The sequence below is a fragment of the Paenibacillus riograndensis SBR5 genome, assembly GCF_000981585.1.
Classification (GTDB): Bacteria; Bacillota; Bacilli; order Paenibacillales; family Paenibacillaceae; genus Paenibacillus_AQ; species Paenibacillus_AQ riograndensis.
In genome coordinates this window covers 5,612,598-5,629,047 of record NZ_LN831776.1, presented here as the reverse complement: position 1 = coordinate 5,629,047, position 16,450 = coordinate 5,612,598, and the positions used below count along the sequence as shown (strand labels likewise).

At 53.0% G+C, this 16,450-nt stretch carries 10 protein-coding genes; 9 read left to right on the top strand and 1 reads right to left on the bottom strand.

Going from position 1 to position 16,450, the window contains the following annotated elements; genetic code table 11:
- Nucleotides 1-42 precede the first annotated feature (42 nt).
- Entirely contained in the window at nucleotides 43-2,019 is a 1,977-nt protein-coding gene (locus PRIO_RS23940) for a YjhG/YagF family D-xylonate dehydratase (RefSeq protein ID WP_407944470.1), read from the top strand.
- On the top strand, nucleotides 2,019-3,605 hold the full coding sequence (locus tag PRIO_RS23935) for a glycoside hydrolase family 43 protein (RefSeq protein ID WP_020429099.1): 1,587 nt from the start codon (nucleotides 2,019-2,021) through the stop codon (nucleotides 3,603-3,605). Before PRIO_RS23940 ends, PRIO_RS23935 begins: the two co-directional genes overlap by 1 nt.
- A 41-nt stretch (nucleotides 3,606-3,646) precedes the next feature.
- Here the strand turns inward: PRIO_RS23935 and PRIO_RS23930 are convergent, their stop codons facing one another.
- Complete coding sequence (locus tag PRIO_RS23930; protein WP_020429098.1) at nucleotides 3,647-4,552, bottom strand: AraC family transcriptional regulator; 906 nt, start codon at nucleotides 4,550-4,552, stop codon at nucleotides 3,647-3,649.
- 207 nt (nucleotides 4,553-4,759) lie between these two features.
- On the opposite strand from PRIO_RS23930, the gene PRIO_RS23925 reads away from it, so the two are divergent.
- The 7 genes from PRIO_RS23925 to PRIO_RS23890 all read left to right on the top strand — a co-directional run bounded on the left by PRIO_RS23925 (nucleotide 4,760) and on the right by PRIO_RS23890 (nucleotide 16,417).
- Entirely contained in the window at nucleotides 4,760-6,991 is a 2,232-nt protein-coding gene (locus tag PRIO_RS23925; RefSeq protein ID WP_039788740.1) for a glycoside hydrolase family 52 protein, read from the top strand.
- Complete coding sequence (locus tag PRIO_RS23920; RefSeq protein ID WP_020429094.1) at nucleotides 6,988-9,069, top strand: alpha-glucuronidase family glycosyl hydrolase; 2,082 nt, start codon at nucleotides 6,988-6,990, stop codon at nucleotides 9,067-9,069. The genes PRIO_RS23925 and PRIO_RS23920 overlap by 4 nt, the downstream gene beginning before the upstream one ends.
- Nucleotides 9,070-9,474: 405 nt before the next feature.
- On the top strand, nucleotides 9,475-10,269 hold the full coding sequence (locus PRIO_RS23910; protein ID WP_085981588.1) for a Nif3-like dinuclear metal center hexameric protein: 795 nt from the start codon (nucleotides 9,475-9,477) through the stop codon (nucleotides 10,267-10,269).
- Nucleotides 10,270-10,459: 190 nt separating this feature from the next.
- Nucleotides 10,460-12,748, top strand: coding sequence for an AraC family transcriptional regulator (locus PRIO_RS23905; protein ID WP_020429091.1), 2,289 nt, complete (start codon nucleotides 10,460-10,462; stop codon nucleotides 12,746-12,748).
- A gap of 155 nt (nucleotides 12,749-12,903) precedes the next feature.
- Nucleotides 12,904-14,532 carry an extracellular solute-binding protein gene (locus tag PRIO_RS23900; RefSeq protein ID WP_231869744.1) on the top strand — a complete coding sequence of 543 codons (1,629 nt, stop codon included), beginning with the start codon at nucleotides 12,904-12,906 and terminating at the stop codon, nucleotides 14,530-14,532.
- A gap of 84 nt (nucleotides 14,533-14,616) precedes the next feature.
- Nucleotides 14,617-15,525 (top strand): ABC transporter permease, encoded by a 909-nt coding sequence (locus PRIO_RS23895; protein ID WP_020429088.1) that lies wholly within the window; start codon nucleotides 14,617-14,619, stop codon nucleotides 15,523-15,525.
- Between the two features lie 13 nt (nucleotides 15,526-15,538).
- Nucleotides 15,539-16,417, top strand: coding sequence for a carbohydrate ABC transporter permease (locus PRIO_RS23890; RefSeq protein ID WP_020429087.1), 879 nt, complete (start codon nucleotides 15,539-15,541; stop codon nucleotides 16,415-16,417).
- The last annotated feature ends 33 nt before the right edge of the window (nucleotides 16,418-16,450 follow it).

Below are 16,450 nucleotides of genomic sequence, written 5' to 3'. Positions count from 1 at the left end.
TGCCGCTTGCGCCAGATTATATGAAGAAAGAAGGGTCCAACAGTGGAAATAAGCTTGCAAGAAATCATGAGGGAAGCTCCCGGACAGTCAGCTTCAGTACATACTGCTGCGGCGGGCCCTGCAGGCAGGCTGCCTATTACAGGTGAAATGCTGCGGAGTGCCCCAAGCGGTGAAATATTCGGGATGACGCAAAATTCGGGAATGGGCTGGAATCCGCTGCTCCTGAACAGGCCGCAATATCTCATCCTGGGTACAATGGGGGGAATACGGCGCGAGGACGGCAGTCCGCTTGCCCTTGGCTACCATACCGGCCACTGGGAAATTGGGCTGATGATGGAGGAAGTTGCGCAGGAAATTACTGAACAGCAGGGAATTCCGTTTGCGGGTTATGTCAGCGATCCCTGCGACGGGCGCTCCCAGGGAACAGCGGGAATGTTCGATTCCCTGCCGTACCGGAACGATGCGGCCATGGTGCTGCGCCGCTTAATCCGTTCGTTGCCTACGCGCAAAGGGGTGCTTGGTGTAGCCACCTGTGACAAAGGGCTGCCTGCAATGATGGTGGCCCTGGCTGGCATGCGGGACCTGCCGGGGATTATTGTGCCGGGCGGAGTCTCTCTGCCCCCTGTTCATGGGGAGGATGCCGGTAAAGTGCAGAGCATCGGGGCCAGATTCAGCAATGGTGAGCTGTCTCTGGAAGAGGCAGCGGACCTCGGATGCCGGGCCTGCGCAACTCCCGGCGGCGGCTGCCAATTCCTGGGGACCGCCGCGACGGCCCAGGTGGTTGCCGAGGCGCTTGGCCTGTCGGTTCCCCATTCCGCTCTGGCCCCTTCGGGACAGCCTGTATGGAAGAACATGGGGCGCCAGTCTGCCCGCGCGCTGCTGCATATGGAGCATAGCGGAATGGTCATGAAGGATATTCTGACCAACCAGGCAATCATGAATGCGATGGTAGTTCATGCGGCGTTTGGAGGGTCCACGAATCTGCTGCTCCATTTGCCTGCCATCGCCCATGCCGCCGGCCTGCGCATTCCAACCGTCCAGGACTGGAATGCCGTCAATCGCAGGGTACCGCGCCTGGTCAGTGTGCTGCCGAACGGTCCTGTTCCACATCCGACGATCCGGGTGTTTCTTGCTGGAGGTGTTCCTGAAGTGATGCTGTATCTGCGCCGGTTGGGGCTGATCGACGATTCGGTGCGGACGGTAACAGGCAGGACGCTTGGAGAAAACCTGGACTGGTGGGAAACTTCGCAGCGGCGGAAGGATATGAGGCAACGTCTCCAAGAGGCGGATGGCATTGATCCGGATACCGTCATTATGAGTCCCCGGGAGGCAAAGCGGCAGGGGCTTGCTTCCACAATGACGTTCCCCATCGGCAATCTGGCTCCGGAAGGCTCGGTCATCAAATCGGCAGCCATAGATCCTTCGGTTCTGGACAGTGAAGGCGTCTACCGGCATGTGGGAAGAGTTAAGGTTTTTACCGCAGAAAAGGATGCGATCCGGAGCATCAAGGACGGACTTATCCGGGCGGGAGATATTCTTGCGGTCATCGGCCGCGGCCCAAGTGGAACCGGAATGGAAGAGACGTATCAATTGACCTCCGCGCTGAAGCATCTGCCCTTTGGCAAGTACGTTACGCTCATTACCGACGCCCGTTTTTCCGGTGTGTCCACGGGAGCCTGCATCGGGCATATCGGTCCGGAAGCGTTGGCGGGTGGTCCGCTTGGCAGACTCCGGGATGGGGATTGGGTCGAGGTCATTGTCGATACGGTCAAGCTTGAAGGTAGTGTAAATCTGATTGGTGACGGCGAACAGCCCGGCTCGCCTGAAGCAGGGGTGGACATTCTGGCCGCCCGGACCGCTCACCCGCTCCTGGCTGTTGATCCGGGACTGCCGGATGATACCAGGCTGTGGGCAGCATTGCAGGCTGTAAGCGGCGGAACCTGGCAAGGCTGTGTCTATGATACCGATAAAATCATTACCGCGCTCGAAGCGGGCCGGCAAGCATTGGGGTGGAAATAATGAGCAGAAGTCTAATTCAGAATCCGATTCTCCGCGGCTTTCATCCGGACCCGTCCATCTGCAGGGCAGGAGAAGATTATTATATTGCTACATCTACCTTTGAATGGTTTCCCGGCGTCCGTATCCATCATTCCCGTGATCTTGTCCATTGGCGGATGCTGACGCATGCGCTTACACGCAAATCACAGCTTGATATGGAAGGGGATCTGGACTCCGGCGGGGTGTGGGCACCGTGTCTCAGCTACGACAATGGAATCTTTTATCTGATTTATACCGACGTAAAAAGCAGACAGGGGGCGTTCAAGGATACTCCCAATTACCTGGTCACTGCCCGGAATATCGAAGGCCCCTGGTCTGAGCCGGTTTATCTGAACAGCAGCGGTTTTGATCCGTCCCTGTTCCATGATTCGGACGGGCGCAAATGGCTCGTCAATATGCGGTGGGATCACCGGACGGACAAGAACAGCTTCGCCGGAATTGTTCTGCAGGAGTATTCGGCAGAGCTGGAACGGCTGATCGGTCCGGTGTTTCCTATCTATAAAGGGACAGCGCTGGGGCTAACGGAAGGCCCGCATCTGTACCGGAAAGACGGCTGGTATTACCTCATTACGGCTGAAGGCGGCACGCAGTACAACCATGCAGTGACCGTCGCCCGCTCAAGAAATATTGAAGGTCCCTATGAAACCGCCCCCCATAATCCGCTGTTGACTTCCGCCGGCAACAGCGAGCTGGAGCTGCAAAAGGCGGGGCATGGCTGTCTGGTCCACACGCATACGGATGAGTGGTATATGGTTCACTTATGCGGCCGGCCGGTGAAGGAGAAGTACTGCAATTTGGGCCGGGAGACTGCGATACAGCGCTGCGTGTTTACAGAGGAAGCATGGCTGGCCCTTGCGGATGGAACAAACCGGCCTTCCGTTACTGTCGAAGGCCCGGATATTCCGGCTCACCCCTTTCCGGCAGTTGCGGAGAGGGATGATTTTGACGCACCGGAGCTGGATGTGCGCTGGAGCACCCTGCGTGTTCCTGCCGATGAATCCTGGCTCTCGCTGAAGGAACGGCAAGGGTTCCTGCGCCTGAGAGGAAGAGAATCGATGAGCTCCCTGCACCGCCAGAGTCTGGTTGCCCTGCGCCAGCAGGCTTTTTGCTGCAGTGCTGAAACAGAGCTTGAGTTCGAGCCGGAGCATTTTCAGCAAATGGCCGGGCTGATTGTCTATTATGATACGAAGGATTATGTATACTTGCGGATCACTCATGATGAAGTGCTGGGCAAGTGCCTGGGGATAGTCCGGTCCGTGGACGGCGTATACGACGATTCTATATGTGCTCAGATTCCTCTGCTGCCCGGTGCAAGCTGCCGGCTGAAGGTGTTGATCGAGCGGGAGTCGGCGCAATTTTATTACAGCGTTGGCAGTACCCTCTGGGAAAAGATTGGCCCCAGCCTGGATATTTATCATCTATCCGATGATTTCCCGGCGTACATCAGGTTTACGGGGACCTTTATCGGGATGTGTGCCCAGGACCTCAGCGGCACCTTTCATGCTGCGGATTTTGATTATTTTGAGTATAAGGAGCTTTCGAGGTAACCTGAAACGGATACCGCCTTTCCCAAGGGCGGGTCCGTTTTTTATTTATCCGCTTCCCTGTACTCACGCGGCGATTTCCCGTACCAGCGTTTGAACTGGCGGCTGAAGTGGGCGATATCGCGGTAGCCCAGCAGGCTTGAGATCTGGCTTACGGACAGGCTTGAATCATCCAGCAGAACCTTTGCCTCATGAAGCATCTGTTCGGACAGGAATTCCCGGGGCGACACCCCGAATACCTGCCGGAACACGCGGTAGCAGTGGGAAGCGCTGATGCCCAGCTCAGCGGCTATATCATCAATGCCGTAATGGCTGTCGTAGGGCAGCTCCATTTGAAATTGCTGAAAAACCAGCCCCTGCAGGCGGCTGCGGATCTGGTGGGCAAGCTCTACCTTTTCGTAGGTGCCCGTTGTGGGTAAATTCGCCTCGATGGAAAAGGCTTCCCACAGCTGCCCGAACAGCTCAAACACCGCAGACTGCAGCCTCATCCGCTGCGACATGGTGATATCTCCAGAGATGGTGCTTGAAATCTCCACCAGCCTGGTGAAGACAGGGCCTAATTTATGGGCAATGGTGCTGCCGGATTCGAAGAGAACATGATTCAGGCGGCTGAGCAGTGAGATCAGAATCTTGTCATCGATGTCAAAATGAATGCAGAAATAAGTGAAGGGTTTGCCGTTGCCGCTTTTGCTGGAGTGGGAATCGCCTGGTCTTAACAAGACCAGGTCTCCAGCCTTCTGCATATAGCTGCGGTTATTGACGACAAGCTGCTGCTCGCCCTCAAGCACATAATTAAATTCGTATTGCGGATGGGCGTGAACGGGATACTCCCATTCTCCGCGCACCTTCCGCAGATGCATGCCGAATAAGTTCAGTGTTGTTTTCACATCGGGGATGATCGTCTCGCTGATGCTGTGGCCGTGGACAGGCGGTATAAAGGCTGATACCATACAGACTCTCCTTTTGATATGGTTGCATTCAATCTAAAGTATATCCTTTCTAACACTATAGCAGGATTCAGCTTGATTTGGGTAAATATCTGCTTGATTTGACAATGTTCGCACCCTGGAGGCCATGTTAGGATGAACATGAACCAAGGAAGTGAAGTAACCCAAGAAACCAAGAAAGCCAAGCTGAAGTTCCAGAAAGGAGTCTTTATGACAAAAACCAATTTATTCTATAATGTTCAACACTCACCTATCGGGGCCTTTGCCAGCTTCACCTTGGGCTTCAAAGGGAAAAACGGGGGGCTTGGACTGGAGCTGGGCAAGCCGGCGGACCAGAATGTGTATGTTGGCTTCCAGTCTGGAGATGGCGAAACGTATGACGTGCTGCCCTTCTTCGAGCGTGTGGAAGATGCAGGCGCCAGATATGATATAGAAAAAGCGGACGAAACCGCCAAGGAATTGCAGGAGGTGTTCCCGTCTTCGCCGGGCGGAAACGACAGGGATAAGCCAAGCGGCTGGTATCAGCCTTCCCGGATTGTTTTGCGGCCATATGAAGACGGGAAGATTACCAGAACCCTGCGTCCGGCAACGGATACCTGGAATGCGGGGGATCTGACGTTTACCATCTACTCGCCAGTGCGTTCCGTTCCCGATCCGGCCGCTGCGGATGAAGAGGAACTGAAGGCCGCGATTCTGCCAGCCGTATTCGCTGAACTGACACTGGATAATACCCAGGGCACCTTTACGAGAAAAGGCTTCTTCGGCTACGAAGGCGGCGATGCCTACAGCTCCATGCGCAGGCTCCGGGATACCAGCAACGGTGAATTTGAAGGCGTTGGACAAGGCCGGCTGACGGCTATAGCCTGTAAAGACGAAGGGGTGCAAACCGCCCTCGGCTTCACCATGGAGAAGATCCTTGAAGCCAAGCTGGAGCATAATCTTGCTTTTGGGCTGGGGGGAACAGGAGCCATTATGATGGAGGTTCCTCCGGGAGAAAAGCGGACCTACCGCTTTGCCATCTGCTTTTACCGGGGCGGGCTGGTTACGGCAGGTATAGATGCCAGCTATGCGTATACCCGCTATTTTAAAAATATCGAAGCCGTTGCAGGTTATGCCTTGGAGCATTTTGACGAGCTGACCGGTTCCTGCGCAGCCGGTAACGCCTGGATCGAATCTGCCCGCCTTACAGAGGACCAGTCCTTTATGCTGGCGCATGCGATTCACAGCTATTATGGCAGCACCCAGCTGCTGGAGGCTGACGGCAAGCCCCTTTGGATTGTGAACGAAGGCGAATACCGGATGATGAATACGCTCGATCTGACGGCGGATCAGCTGTTCTTTGAGCTGGTGATGAACCCCTGGACCGTGAGAAATGAACTGGAATTGTTCGTGGACCGGTACAGCTACGAGGACAAGGTCGTATTTCCCGGCGGGACGGAGGAATACCCCGGGGGCATTACCTTTACCCATGATGTTGGTGTAGCCAATGTATTCTCGCGGCCGCAGTATTCCGCCTATGAGATGGCAGGACTGGATGATTGCTTTTCATATATGAGCCATGAAGAGCTGGTTAACTGGCTGTGCTCGGCGCTGGTCTATATTGAACAGACCCGGGACCGGGAGTTCATCGGTCATATGCTGCCGACGCTTCGCGCCTGCTTTGACAGCATGCTGAACCGCGACCATCCCGAGAGCCATCTGCGCAATGGTCTGATGGGGCTGGACAGCACCCGCACTGAGGGCGGTGCCGAAATCACCACGTACGACAGTCTGGACACTTCCCTGGGACAGTCGCGCAATAATATTTACATGGCAGGCAAATGCTGGGCGGCTTATGTGGCACTGGAGAAATTTTTCAAGCAGGAGGGCCTGGCTGAGCTCTCGGCAGCGGCGGGACAGCAGGCTGAGAAATGCGCCGCGTCCATAGCCTCCAAGCTGAACAGTGAGGGCTATATTCCGGCAATCATCAATGAAGACAATACGTCTTGCATTATTCCGGCGATCGAAGGGCTTGTGTTCCCGCTGTTCACCGGCTGTGAAGCTGCGCTTGATCCCAATGGCAGGTTTGCCGGGTATCTGAGCGCGTTGAACACACATCTGGCAAATGTGCTCGTTCCGGGCGTATGCCTCTTTGAGGACGGAGGCTGGAAGCTGTCATCTACCAGCAACAACTCCTGGCTCAGCAAAATCTATCTGTCCCAGTTCATTGCCAGGGAGATTCTGCAGCTGCCTTGGGATGAAGCCGGACTTGCTGCAGATGCCGCACATGTCCGCTGGCTGCTCCATCCCGAGCTGTCCTACTGGTGCTGGAGTGATCAGATTTTATCCGGGCTTATCGGCGGAAGCAAATATTATCCGCGGGGAGTTACCGCCATCCTATGGATGCTCGAAGGCACAGGCAACCGTTCGCTAACCAAGATCAAGGAGGAAATCTCTGTATGAGCCACTCCCAAGCGTTCAACACCATCACGGCTGACGGCGGATATCATGCCTGGCTAAGCTATCCGGCGCTGCCGCCCGGTAACCAGCGTGATCTATATTTGAAATGGTGCGGGGCCGTAAAGGTGACCGAGGAGAACGACATCATCCAGGCTGCCCTCCAGGAATGGCGCAAAGGCATCCAATCCATGCTGGGCATCCAGGTCGGGTCTGAAGCGAATCCGCAAGGCTTGGCGGTGGCATTTGGCACCTTTCAGGGAGAGAACCCGCTGATTCGCAGGGTGTTCGGGGAAGAAACCAGACGTAAGGTAGGCCCGGAGGGTTTTGCGATCCGGACCAGCGGGGACGCAGGCTGCATCGCCATTGGCGCTGCATCACCGGCGGGAGTTCTCTACGGGGTCTTTCACCTGCTGCGCCTGATCGGGAGCCTGAAGAATATTGAAGGGCTGGACGAAGTGGTGAACCCGGTGAACGGGCTGCGGATGATTAATCACTGGGATAATTTTGACGGCAGCGTGGAACGGGGATATGCGGGAAGATCCTTCTTTTATGAGAACAACCAATTTACAGGCGAACTTGAACGGATCAGGGATTATGCGCGCCTGATGTCCTCCGTGGGAATTAACGCCATTGCCATCAATAATGTGAATGTCCATGCCCTGGAAACCTTGTTTATCTCGAAGTATCTGCCCGAGGTGGCGGGAATTGCTGACGTATTCAGACGGTATGGCATCAGGCTGTTCCTGAGTGTCAACTTTGCCGGGCCGATGCATGAAGGAGAAGTGGGGACCGCTGATCCGCTGGACCCGGAAGTACGCAAGTGGTGGCAGGATAGGGCAGCCGAAGTTTATGCGGCGGTACCGGACTTTGGGGGCTTTGTGGTTAAGGCCGATTCAGAAAACCGTCCGGGTCCGTTCACCTATGGCCGTGACCATGCCGATGGGGCCAATATGCTGGCTGAAGCGCTTGAACCGTTCGGCGGCCTTGTGATCTGGCGATGCTTCGTGTATAACTGCAAGCAGGATTGGCGCGACCGCAAGACAGACCGGGCTAGAGCAGCCTATGACCATTTCAAACCGCTTGACGGCAAATTTAACGACAACGTAATATTGCAGATCAAGAACGGGCCGATGGATTTTCAGGTCAGAGAGCCGGTATCCCCGCTGTTCGGGGCGCTTGAGCAGACCAATCAGGTGATTGAATTTCAGATTGCCCAGGAATATACCGGGCAGCAGCGCCATGTATGTTATCTGGTACCCCAATGGAAAGAGGTCTTGGACTTCAACACTTATGCCCAAGGAGAAGCCTCTCCGGTGAAGCGTATCGTGGACGGGTCCCTATGGGGCAGCCGCCACAGCGGCATTGCGGCCGTATCCAATACCGGCAATGACCGGAATTGGACCGGCCACCTGCTGGCCCAGGCGAATCTGTACGGCTACGGCCGCCTCGCCTGGAATCCGGAGCTGACGGCAGAGGCTATTGCCGCTGAATGGATCTCCCTGACTTTCGGTCCAGATCCGGCCGTCTCCGGCGTGATTAGCCGGATATTGCTGGATTCGTGGAATATCTACGAATCCTATACTGCACCGCTTGGAGTAGGCTGGATGATTAACCCCGAACATCATTACGGACCGAATGTGGACGGTTATGAATATTCCCAGTGGGGCACATACCATTATGCAGACCATAAGGGAATCGGTGTAGACCGGACGGTGAAGACCGGCACCGGGTACAGTGCCCAATATATAGGCACCAATGCCGAGCGTTATGATTCTGTGGAAGAATGCCCGGATGAACTGCTGCTGTTCTTCCATCATGTCCCTTATACCCATGTGCTTCATTCCGGCAAAACCGTGATCCAGCATATCTATGATACCCACTTCGAAGGCGCGGAGCGTGCGGCGGAGCTGCTGGCTGCCTGGAGCAGCCTGAAGGGAAGCATCAGAGAGGATTTGTACATTCAAGTAGAGGAGCGGCTGAAAGAGCAGGCAGACCATGCCAAAGAATGGCGCGATCAGATCAATACGTACTTTTACCGGAAAAGCGGCATTGGCGATGCCGGCCAACGCACCATATACTGAGCTTGGATATGCGGGGCTGGGATTTACTGAGCGTGGTTCATAGATATCTTCATGGATTCCCGGCCTGGCCCGGGTAACAATAGAGATTTTGCTGCATGATTGTACTTCCTGCAATAGAATGCTATGTGTGCTGCGCTGGAATTACGTTCTGTTGTATTTCGTGCAATTGATTTGTGGATTTTGGGTCAAAAGAAGCTTTTCCAGGGGGTTCTGCTGTACAAAGTGCAATAGATTTAGTTTTTCGTTCAATTTTGGAGTCATCTGCTGTACAAAGTGCAGTGGTTGCTCATACCGCTCTTTTGCGTCACCCATCAGATGCATCATCATTGAAGTCCATTCAAGTCTATTAAATCCTTTCAGTTCCATTAAAGTCCTTTCAAGTCCAATTCATACAAGGAGGATATGATCATGCTCACGTTCGGACAAGTCATCAGTTACCTGACAGCCGGAACCGCCGGGCCGGAACAGACCGTGGACAAGCTGGAGACGGGGTGCCCGGAGACCCCGGTACGGGGAGTTGTTACGGCTTTTTCGGCCTCACAGGCTGTTATCGAACAGGCCATAGCGCTTGGAGCGAACCTGATTATCACGCACGAAGGTGTATTTTACAGCCACCAGAAGCATGGGCCTGAGCTGGAGCAGGACCCGGTGTATAGGCAAAAAGCTGAACTGATTGCTGGCTCGGACCTCGGGATTTACCGTTTCCATGATTATCTGCACCGCTACACACCGGATGGGATCATGGACGGGCTTCTCCGGGAGCTGGGCTGGCAGGAATATGTGGCCGAGCACCGGCCGGCGGTTTCCATTCTGACCCTTCCTGAGATGAAGGTTGAAGAAATCGCGGAACATTTGAAACGGCGGCTGCACATTCCCTGCGTGCGGGTTGCGGGAAATCTGTCCGCTTCCTGTGCAAGAGTGGGGATACTCGTTGGCTACAGAGGGGGCGGCTCTACGGCAATTCCCTTGTATGATCAAGATTCCCTCGATGTCATCATCGCCGGGGAAGGACCGGAATGGGAGACACCGGAGTACATACGGGACGCTGCCCGTCAGGGCCGGAATAAGGCACTGATCATGCTGGGCCATGCAGAAAGCGAAGCACCCGGTATGAAACATCTGGCCGGGCTATTGTCCGCGCAGTTTCCCGGTGTGCCGGTTCATTTTATTGCGGACCCGCCGGTGTTCCGGGTTCTATAATGATCGAAACCTCTTTGGAGGCAAAAAGAGCGGGGAGAGCCTAAGCCTCCCTGCTTTTTCTTGCGGAAAAAGAGGTTTTTTGCAAATGGTCGATCAGGCTCATATTGTAGATTGCCCTCCGGGTCCCTTATAACATATAGTAGTATTCTAGCAAGGGTAGAGGCAAAGTCACCTTAAGGGAGTGCAGAAGATGAAGCACAAGAAATTGATGTTCAGCCAAAGCGTGGCCTTTAAATGGATTGTCTCCTATGCCGTAATTATGCTGATTCCGCTTGTTGTGAGCGCTATCATCTATCTGCAGACGAAGCAAATTGTCGAATACGAGATTGAGCGGGCGGGTCATGCGATGCTGAAGCAGATGCAGAACACGGTTGACAGCGAGATCAATCAGGCCGAAAAGCTGGCCATGCAATTGTCCATTCATAATGATGTGAACAAATACCTTAATCTGACTCCCGGGGAAGAAGGCACACAGGCGTTTGAGATCTACAAAACCCGGCAGGAGCTGAGCAAATATAAGTCCACCAATGACTTTGTTAGCGGGATCTATTTGTATTCCAGCCTTCTGGACAAAGTGCTGACGGATGAAACCTATACAGACAGTAAAACCTTTTATGAAATCAACCGCCAGATGATCGGGCTGTCTTATGAGGACTGGCTGTCTGCGCTTAAGGGAGATGCTGGGAAGGGAAAAGATGCGCTTCCGCTGATTGAATTTAAACGCTGGGGGACGAATGTCGTTTTAATGAAACCTTTTTCCAATGCCGGAGGGGAGCATACGCTCAGGGGAGCTCTCATCCTTCCGCTGAACGGCAGCAAAATTCAAAATATGCTCAAAAATGTGGACTGGGTCAACAATGGCGATGTATATATCGTAGACAGGAATCATCAAGTTTTATTTCAAAATAACAGTATGGCGGGCTTGGAAAGCGTGCCTTGGGCCGAAGAAGGCGGGAAGGGTGCGGGGACTTCTTTTATCGATATTGCCGGCACAGAAAACATGGTATCCTTCATCGCTTCAGACACAACGGACTGGAAATATATAAGCGTGTTTCCGTCGAGCATATTCTGGGAAAAGGCGCGGGAAATCCGTAATCTGAATCTGATCGGACTGCTGCTCTGCTTTTTTATCGGGGGCGGCGTGATTTCCTATTTTGCCCGCAAGAACTATAACCCGGTCCGTGAGCTGGTGAACTTGTTCTCGGGGGCCAAGGATGAACAGTCCCGGCGGGTGCTGGATGAGTTTGCTTTTATTAGAGAAAGCGCGCTGGCTACGATCCGGGAAAGAGATGATATTAACAGCCGGCAATTCCGGCAGCTGCGCGTGCTGCAGACCTATTATTTATCACGCCTGCTCCGGGGGCAAATTGAAGATGGCTTAACCGTAGGGGAAGCGGCCAGGCTGCATCACTTCGAATGGGAATCGGAGGACTTTGCCGTGCTGCTGTTTTATATTCAGGGGAGCAGCGAAGGCGGGCCTTCGCCAAGCCTGGCCAACTTTATTGTTTCTAATATTCTCAAGGATTTCACCGGCGGGCATCATGGCTTAAGCTTCACTGAAATGGACGGGATGCTGGCGGCTGTGGTGAACATTCGGGCCGGCCGTGCAGACAGCTGGAAAGAGGATATGGAGGAAGCACTGGCCCAAACGATGGAGTTCATCGCGCACAAATACCGTCTGCAGATCGTGATGGCCGGAAGCGAGCGGCACACCGGACTGAACAGCCTGCACCAGGGATATCTTCAGGCGTTGGAGGCTCAGGAATACCGGCTGGTTCTGGAGGAAAATGGTCCGGTCTGGTATGGGGAGATTCAACCGCAGCCGACCGATTATTACCTCTCCCTCAATGATGAGGTGGTCTTCATCAACCTGATAAAAAGCGGGGAGCTGGAGAAGGCCTCCGGGATGGTGGATGACATCCTTGCCCGGTTTTTTGGTTCCCAGGTTTCTGTGGAGCTTGTCAGGTATGCGATGATTGATATGACCAGCTCGATCATGAAGGCGGTTCCCCAGGAAACCCAGCGGTCGAAGCTGTGGGAGGAATGGCGTCCGATGAAACGGCTGCTCGTCTGCACCACACGCGGGGAATTCCGGCAGGAGCTGATGGAGCTGACGGCGATGGCCTGCGGCATGGCGAATGAGAAGCTCACACTGATCTCGAATACGGGAATCGGAGAAGAGGTATCGGCGTATGTAAAAGACAATTATGCGGACATTAACCTCAGTGTATCGATGATCGGCGCCCATTTCGGCATTACCCCCCAGTATGTTTCCAAGCTGTTCAAGGAGCAGACCGGACAAGGCCTGCATGATTATATCAGCCAGGTCCGCACAGAAGCGGCCAAAGCTTATCTGCAGGAAGGCATCACCATTGAGGAGATTTCCGCCCGTGTCGGTTTCTCCAGCAGCAGTGCGTTCATCCGGGTGTTCAAAAAATATGAAGGCATCACGCCGGGCCGTTTTAAGAATCTGCAATAAGTGAATGGGCTAGACCATTTCCGCAAAAGAGGATAGGGCACAAAATGCTGATCCTCTTTTTGCGTTTTGATCAATGGATTTTGCATATTGCACATTGCTTGCATACAAGAATCAGCTTACATTGTAGAGGCATCAAGCCGGTTAAATATCACTATATGGAGGTCGTCATCCTGATGAAATCATTTACCAAGAAAAAAATCCACAAATCCCTTCTCCTGCTATTCGGTCTTACACTGCTCTCAGCCGGGTGCAGCAATTCAAGCAATTCAAGCAACAGCAGCGGAAATAATGAAAGCGCTTTTAGTCCTGCATCAGATGAAGCAGCCGCAGCCGATTTCTCTTATCCGATGGCTGGAAATGTAGAACTCACCTTTATGAATGAAAAGCTGGGCGGAACCCCGGAACGTCTGCCGATTGATGATGAATATGAAAAACGTACAGGAATTAAAATCAAGCAATTGGGCGGCACGCCAATGACGGACCAGAAATTCAGCTTGATGCTGGCGTCGGGCGAGCTGCCGGATATTTTCCTGAATACGTGGCTGCAGTATCCGGGGGGTCCCGATAAAGCGGTAGAACAAGGTTATATCCTGAAGCTGAATGATCTGATGGATAAGTATGCCCCCAATTTGAAGAGGACACTTGAAGAGCATCCTGAAATCGACAAAATGATCAAAACGGACGATGGAACCTACTATGCCTTTCCGTTCATCCGTTCCGAAGCGGGACGGGTCTATGGCGGGCCGATTATCCGCAAGGATTGGCTGGACGAGCTGAAGCTGACGGTTCCGCAAACGATTGACGAATGGCATACCGTATTAACCGCTTTTAAAGAGAAGAAAAACGCCAGCGCACCGGTAACTTTCCGAACGATGTTTCTGGGTGAACGGACCGGAGGTTTTGCCGGGGCCTTTGGTGTAATGGGGAACTTCTATGTGAATGACGGAAAAGTGGTATACGGATACCTGGAGCCGGGCTACAAGGATTATCTGAAAACGATGGCCCAGTGGTACAAAGAGGGGCTGATCGATAAGGATTTCGCTTCCATTGATGCTGCTACTGTAGATAAAAAGATGACCTCGAACGAAAGCGGCGCCACCATCGGCTGGCAGTTCTATATCGAAAGCTACAATTCAGCTATGCAGGAAACCGACAAAAAGGCCAGCTTTGTAGCTGCCCCTTATCCTGCAGCCGCCAAGGGACAAACCCCTGAATTTGGCCAGCTTGACAACGCCTATGCGGGTACCAGCTCCGCTGCGATTTCGGCCACAACCAAGAATCCTGAAGCCGCTATGCGCTGGCTGGATTATGCCTATACCCCGGAAGGCAGCCTGCTGAATACGTTCGGAATTGAAGGCACCACGTACACGATGGAAAACGGTAAAGCCAAGTACACCGATCTTGTGGTGAACAACCCGGAAGGGCTCGGCAGCGACCAGGTGATGCTGAAATACTCGCACGGCACTAATTTCCCGATGATTCAACAGGACAACGATCTGCCGGCCAAATTTGCACAAACCAGCGAGGCTATTGATATCTGGAAAAAAACCAATCATGAAAGCCATCTGCTTCCGCCGATTACACCAACAGCCGAGGAATCCGATGAGATGAGCAGCATTATGAACGACATCAATGCACTTGTGAAGGAAACCGAGCTCAAGATTATTCTGGGGACGGAACCAGTTGAGAATTACGATAAATATGTTCAGCAGATGAAGGACATGGGGATTGAGCGGGCGCTGGAAATTCAGCAGGCAGCGTACGAGCGTTACATGAAACGCTAGAACCCGTTACAGCAAGGGCCGCTGTATAGAGCACTTATAGGCGGCCCTTGATATTGAGAGCATCGCGGCAAAGGAGAGAAAGATATGCTGAAAACCAGATTGCAAAAAGACTTACTGCGCAATAAATGGCTGTATGTGATGATTCTTCCTGTACTCATTTATTATGTATTATTTCATTATGTACCTTTATATGGCACGGTCATTGCGTTTAAGCAGTTTGTTCCATCCCAAGGCATCCTGAGCAGTGATTGGGTGGGATTCAAGCATTTTGAGGAGTTTTTCTCCAGCATTTATTTTTTTCGCGTCATCAAAAATACAATTTTGCTGAGTTTTTTCAACCTGCTGTTCGGCTTCCCCGCACCGATTATTCTGGCGCTGCTGCTGAACGAATTGAAGAGTCCAATCTTCCGGCGGATTACTCAGACGATTACGTACATGCCGCATTTTATTACGCTGGTGGTTGTGGCGGGAATCATACGTTATTTTACCTTATCCGATGGATTGATTAACGATGTCATTGCCTTCTTTGGCGGTGCCCGGATCTCCTTTATGCAGCAGCCGGAGTCCTTCCGCCCCATTTATATCGTCAGTGAAATTTGGCAGCAGATCGGATGGGGCACCATTATCTATCTGGCGGCCATCACCGGGATTGACCAGCAGCAGTATGAGGCCGCCAAGATAGACGGGGCAACGAAGCTGCAGCAGATCCGCCATGTGACACTGCCGGGCATTCTGCCAACCGTAATGATTATGCTGATTCTGGCCATCGGGAACATTATGAATGTCGGCTTCGAGAAGATCATTCTCCTGTACAGCGCCAGCATCTATGAGACAGCGGATGTCATCTCAACCTTTGTCTACCGGAAAGGGATATTGGAATTCAGCTACAGCTACAGTGCGGCGGTAGGGCTGTTCAACTCCGTCATCAACTTTACTCTGCTGCTGCTTGCCAATTCCTTCAGTAAACGCGCTACTAAAAACAGTCTTTGGTAAGGGGGGGACAACGATGATTAAAACGTCACTCGGTGAACGTATTTTTGATATATGCAATGTAATTGTAATGGTGCTGATGATTATCCTGACGTTGTATCCCATGCTGTATATTCTGTTCTCCTCCCTTAGCGAAGGGAACCGGCTGATTTCGTTCGATGGCATTCTGCTCTGGCCGCAGGGCTTCTCCCTGGAGGGATACAAGGCGGTGCTTAACAATCCCGTGATCCTCTCGGGCTTCAAGAATACGTTTTTTATTCTGGTGGTCGGGCTGGGGATCAATATGACGCTGACCTCGCTCGGGGCCTACTTTCTGTCCAGAGACGGGGTTCTGCTGCAAAAGCCGATCATGTTCTTCATCGTGTTTACGATGTTCTTCCAGGGAGGACTGGTTCCATTCTATCTGATCGTCAAATCCTACGGTTTGCTGGACTCCTTATGGGCACTGATTCTGCCTACGGCGGTCAGCACCTTTAATCTGATCATTATGCGCACCTATTTTATGGCGATCCCCAAGGAGCTGGAGGAGTCCGCCTTCCTGGACGGCGCCGGCCATTTCACGATTCTGTTCCGCATCTTCCTGCCGCTGTCCATGCCGGTTGTCGCCGTACTGATTCTCTATTATGGCGTGGGCCACTGGAACAGCTGGTTCAATGCGATGATTTTTCTGCGGGATCAGGATCTGTTTCCGATCCAGCTCGTGGTCCGCAACATTATTCTTGAGAATGACAATGCCAGCATGCTGGGCACTACGACGCTTATCCAGAGCCGCGATGTAGCCGAAACCCTGAAATATGCGGCCATTATCGTGACGACGGCACCGATTCTGCTGCTGTATCCGTTTTTGCAGAAATATTTTGTGAAGGGCGTTATGGTAGGAGCATTGAAGGGCTGATCGATTTCATAACACACACGGGAGGACCCTTAT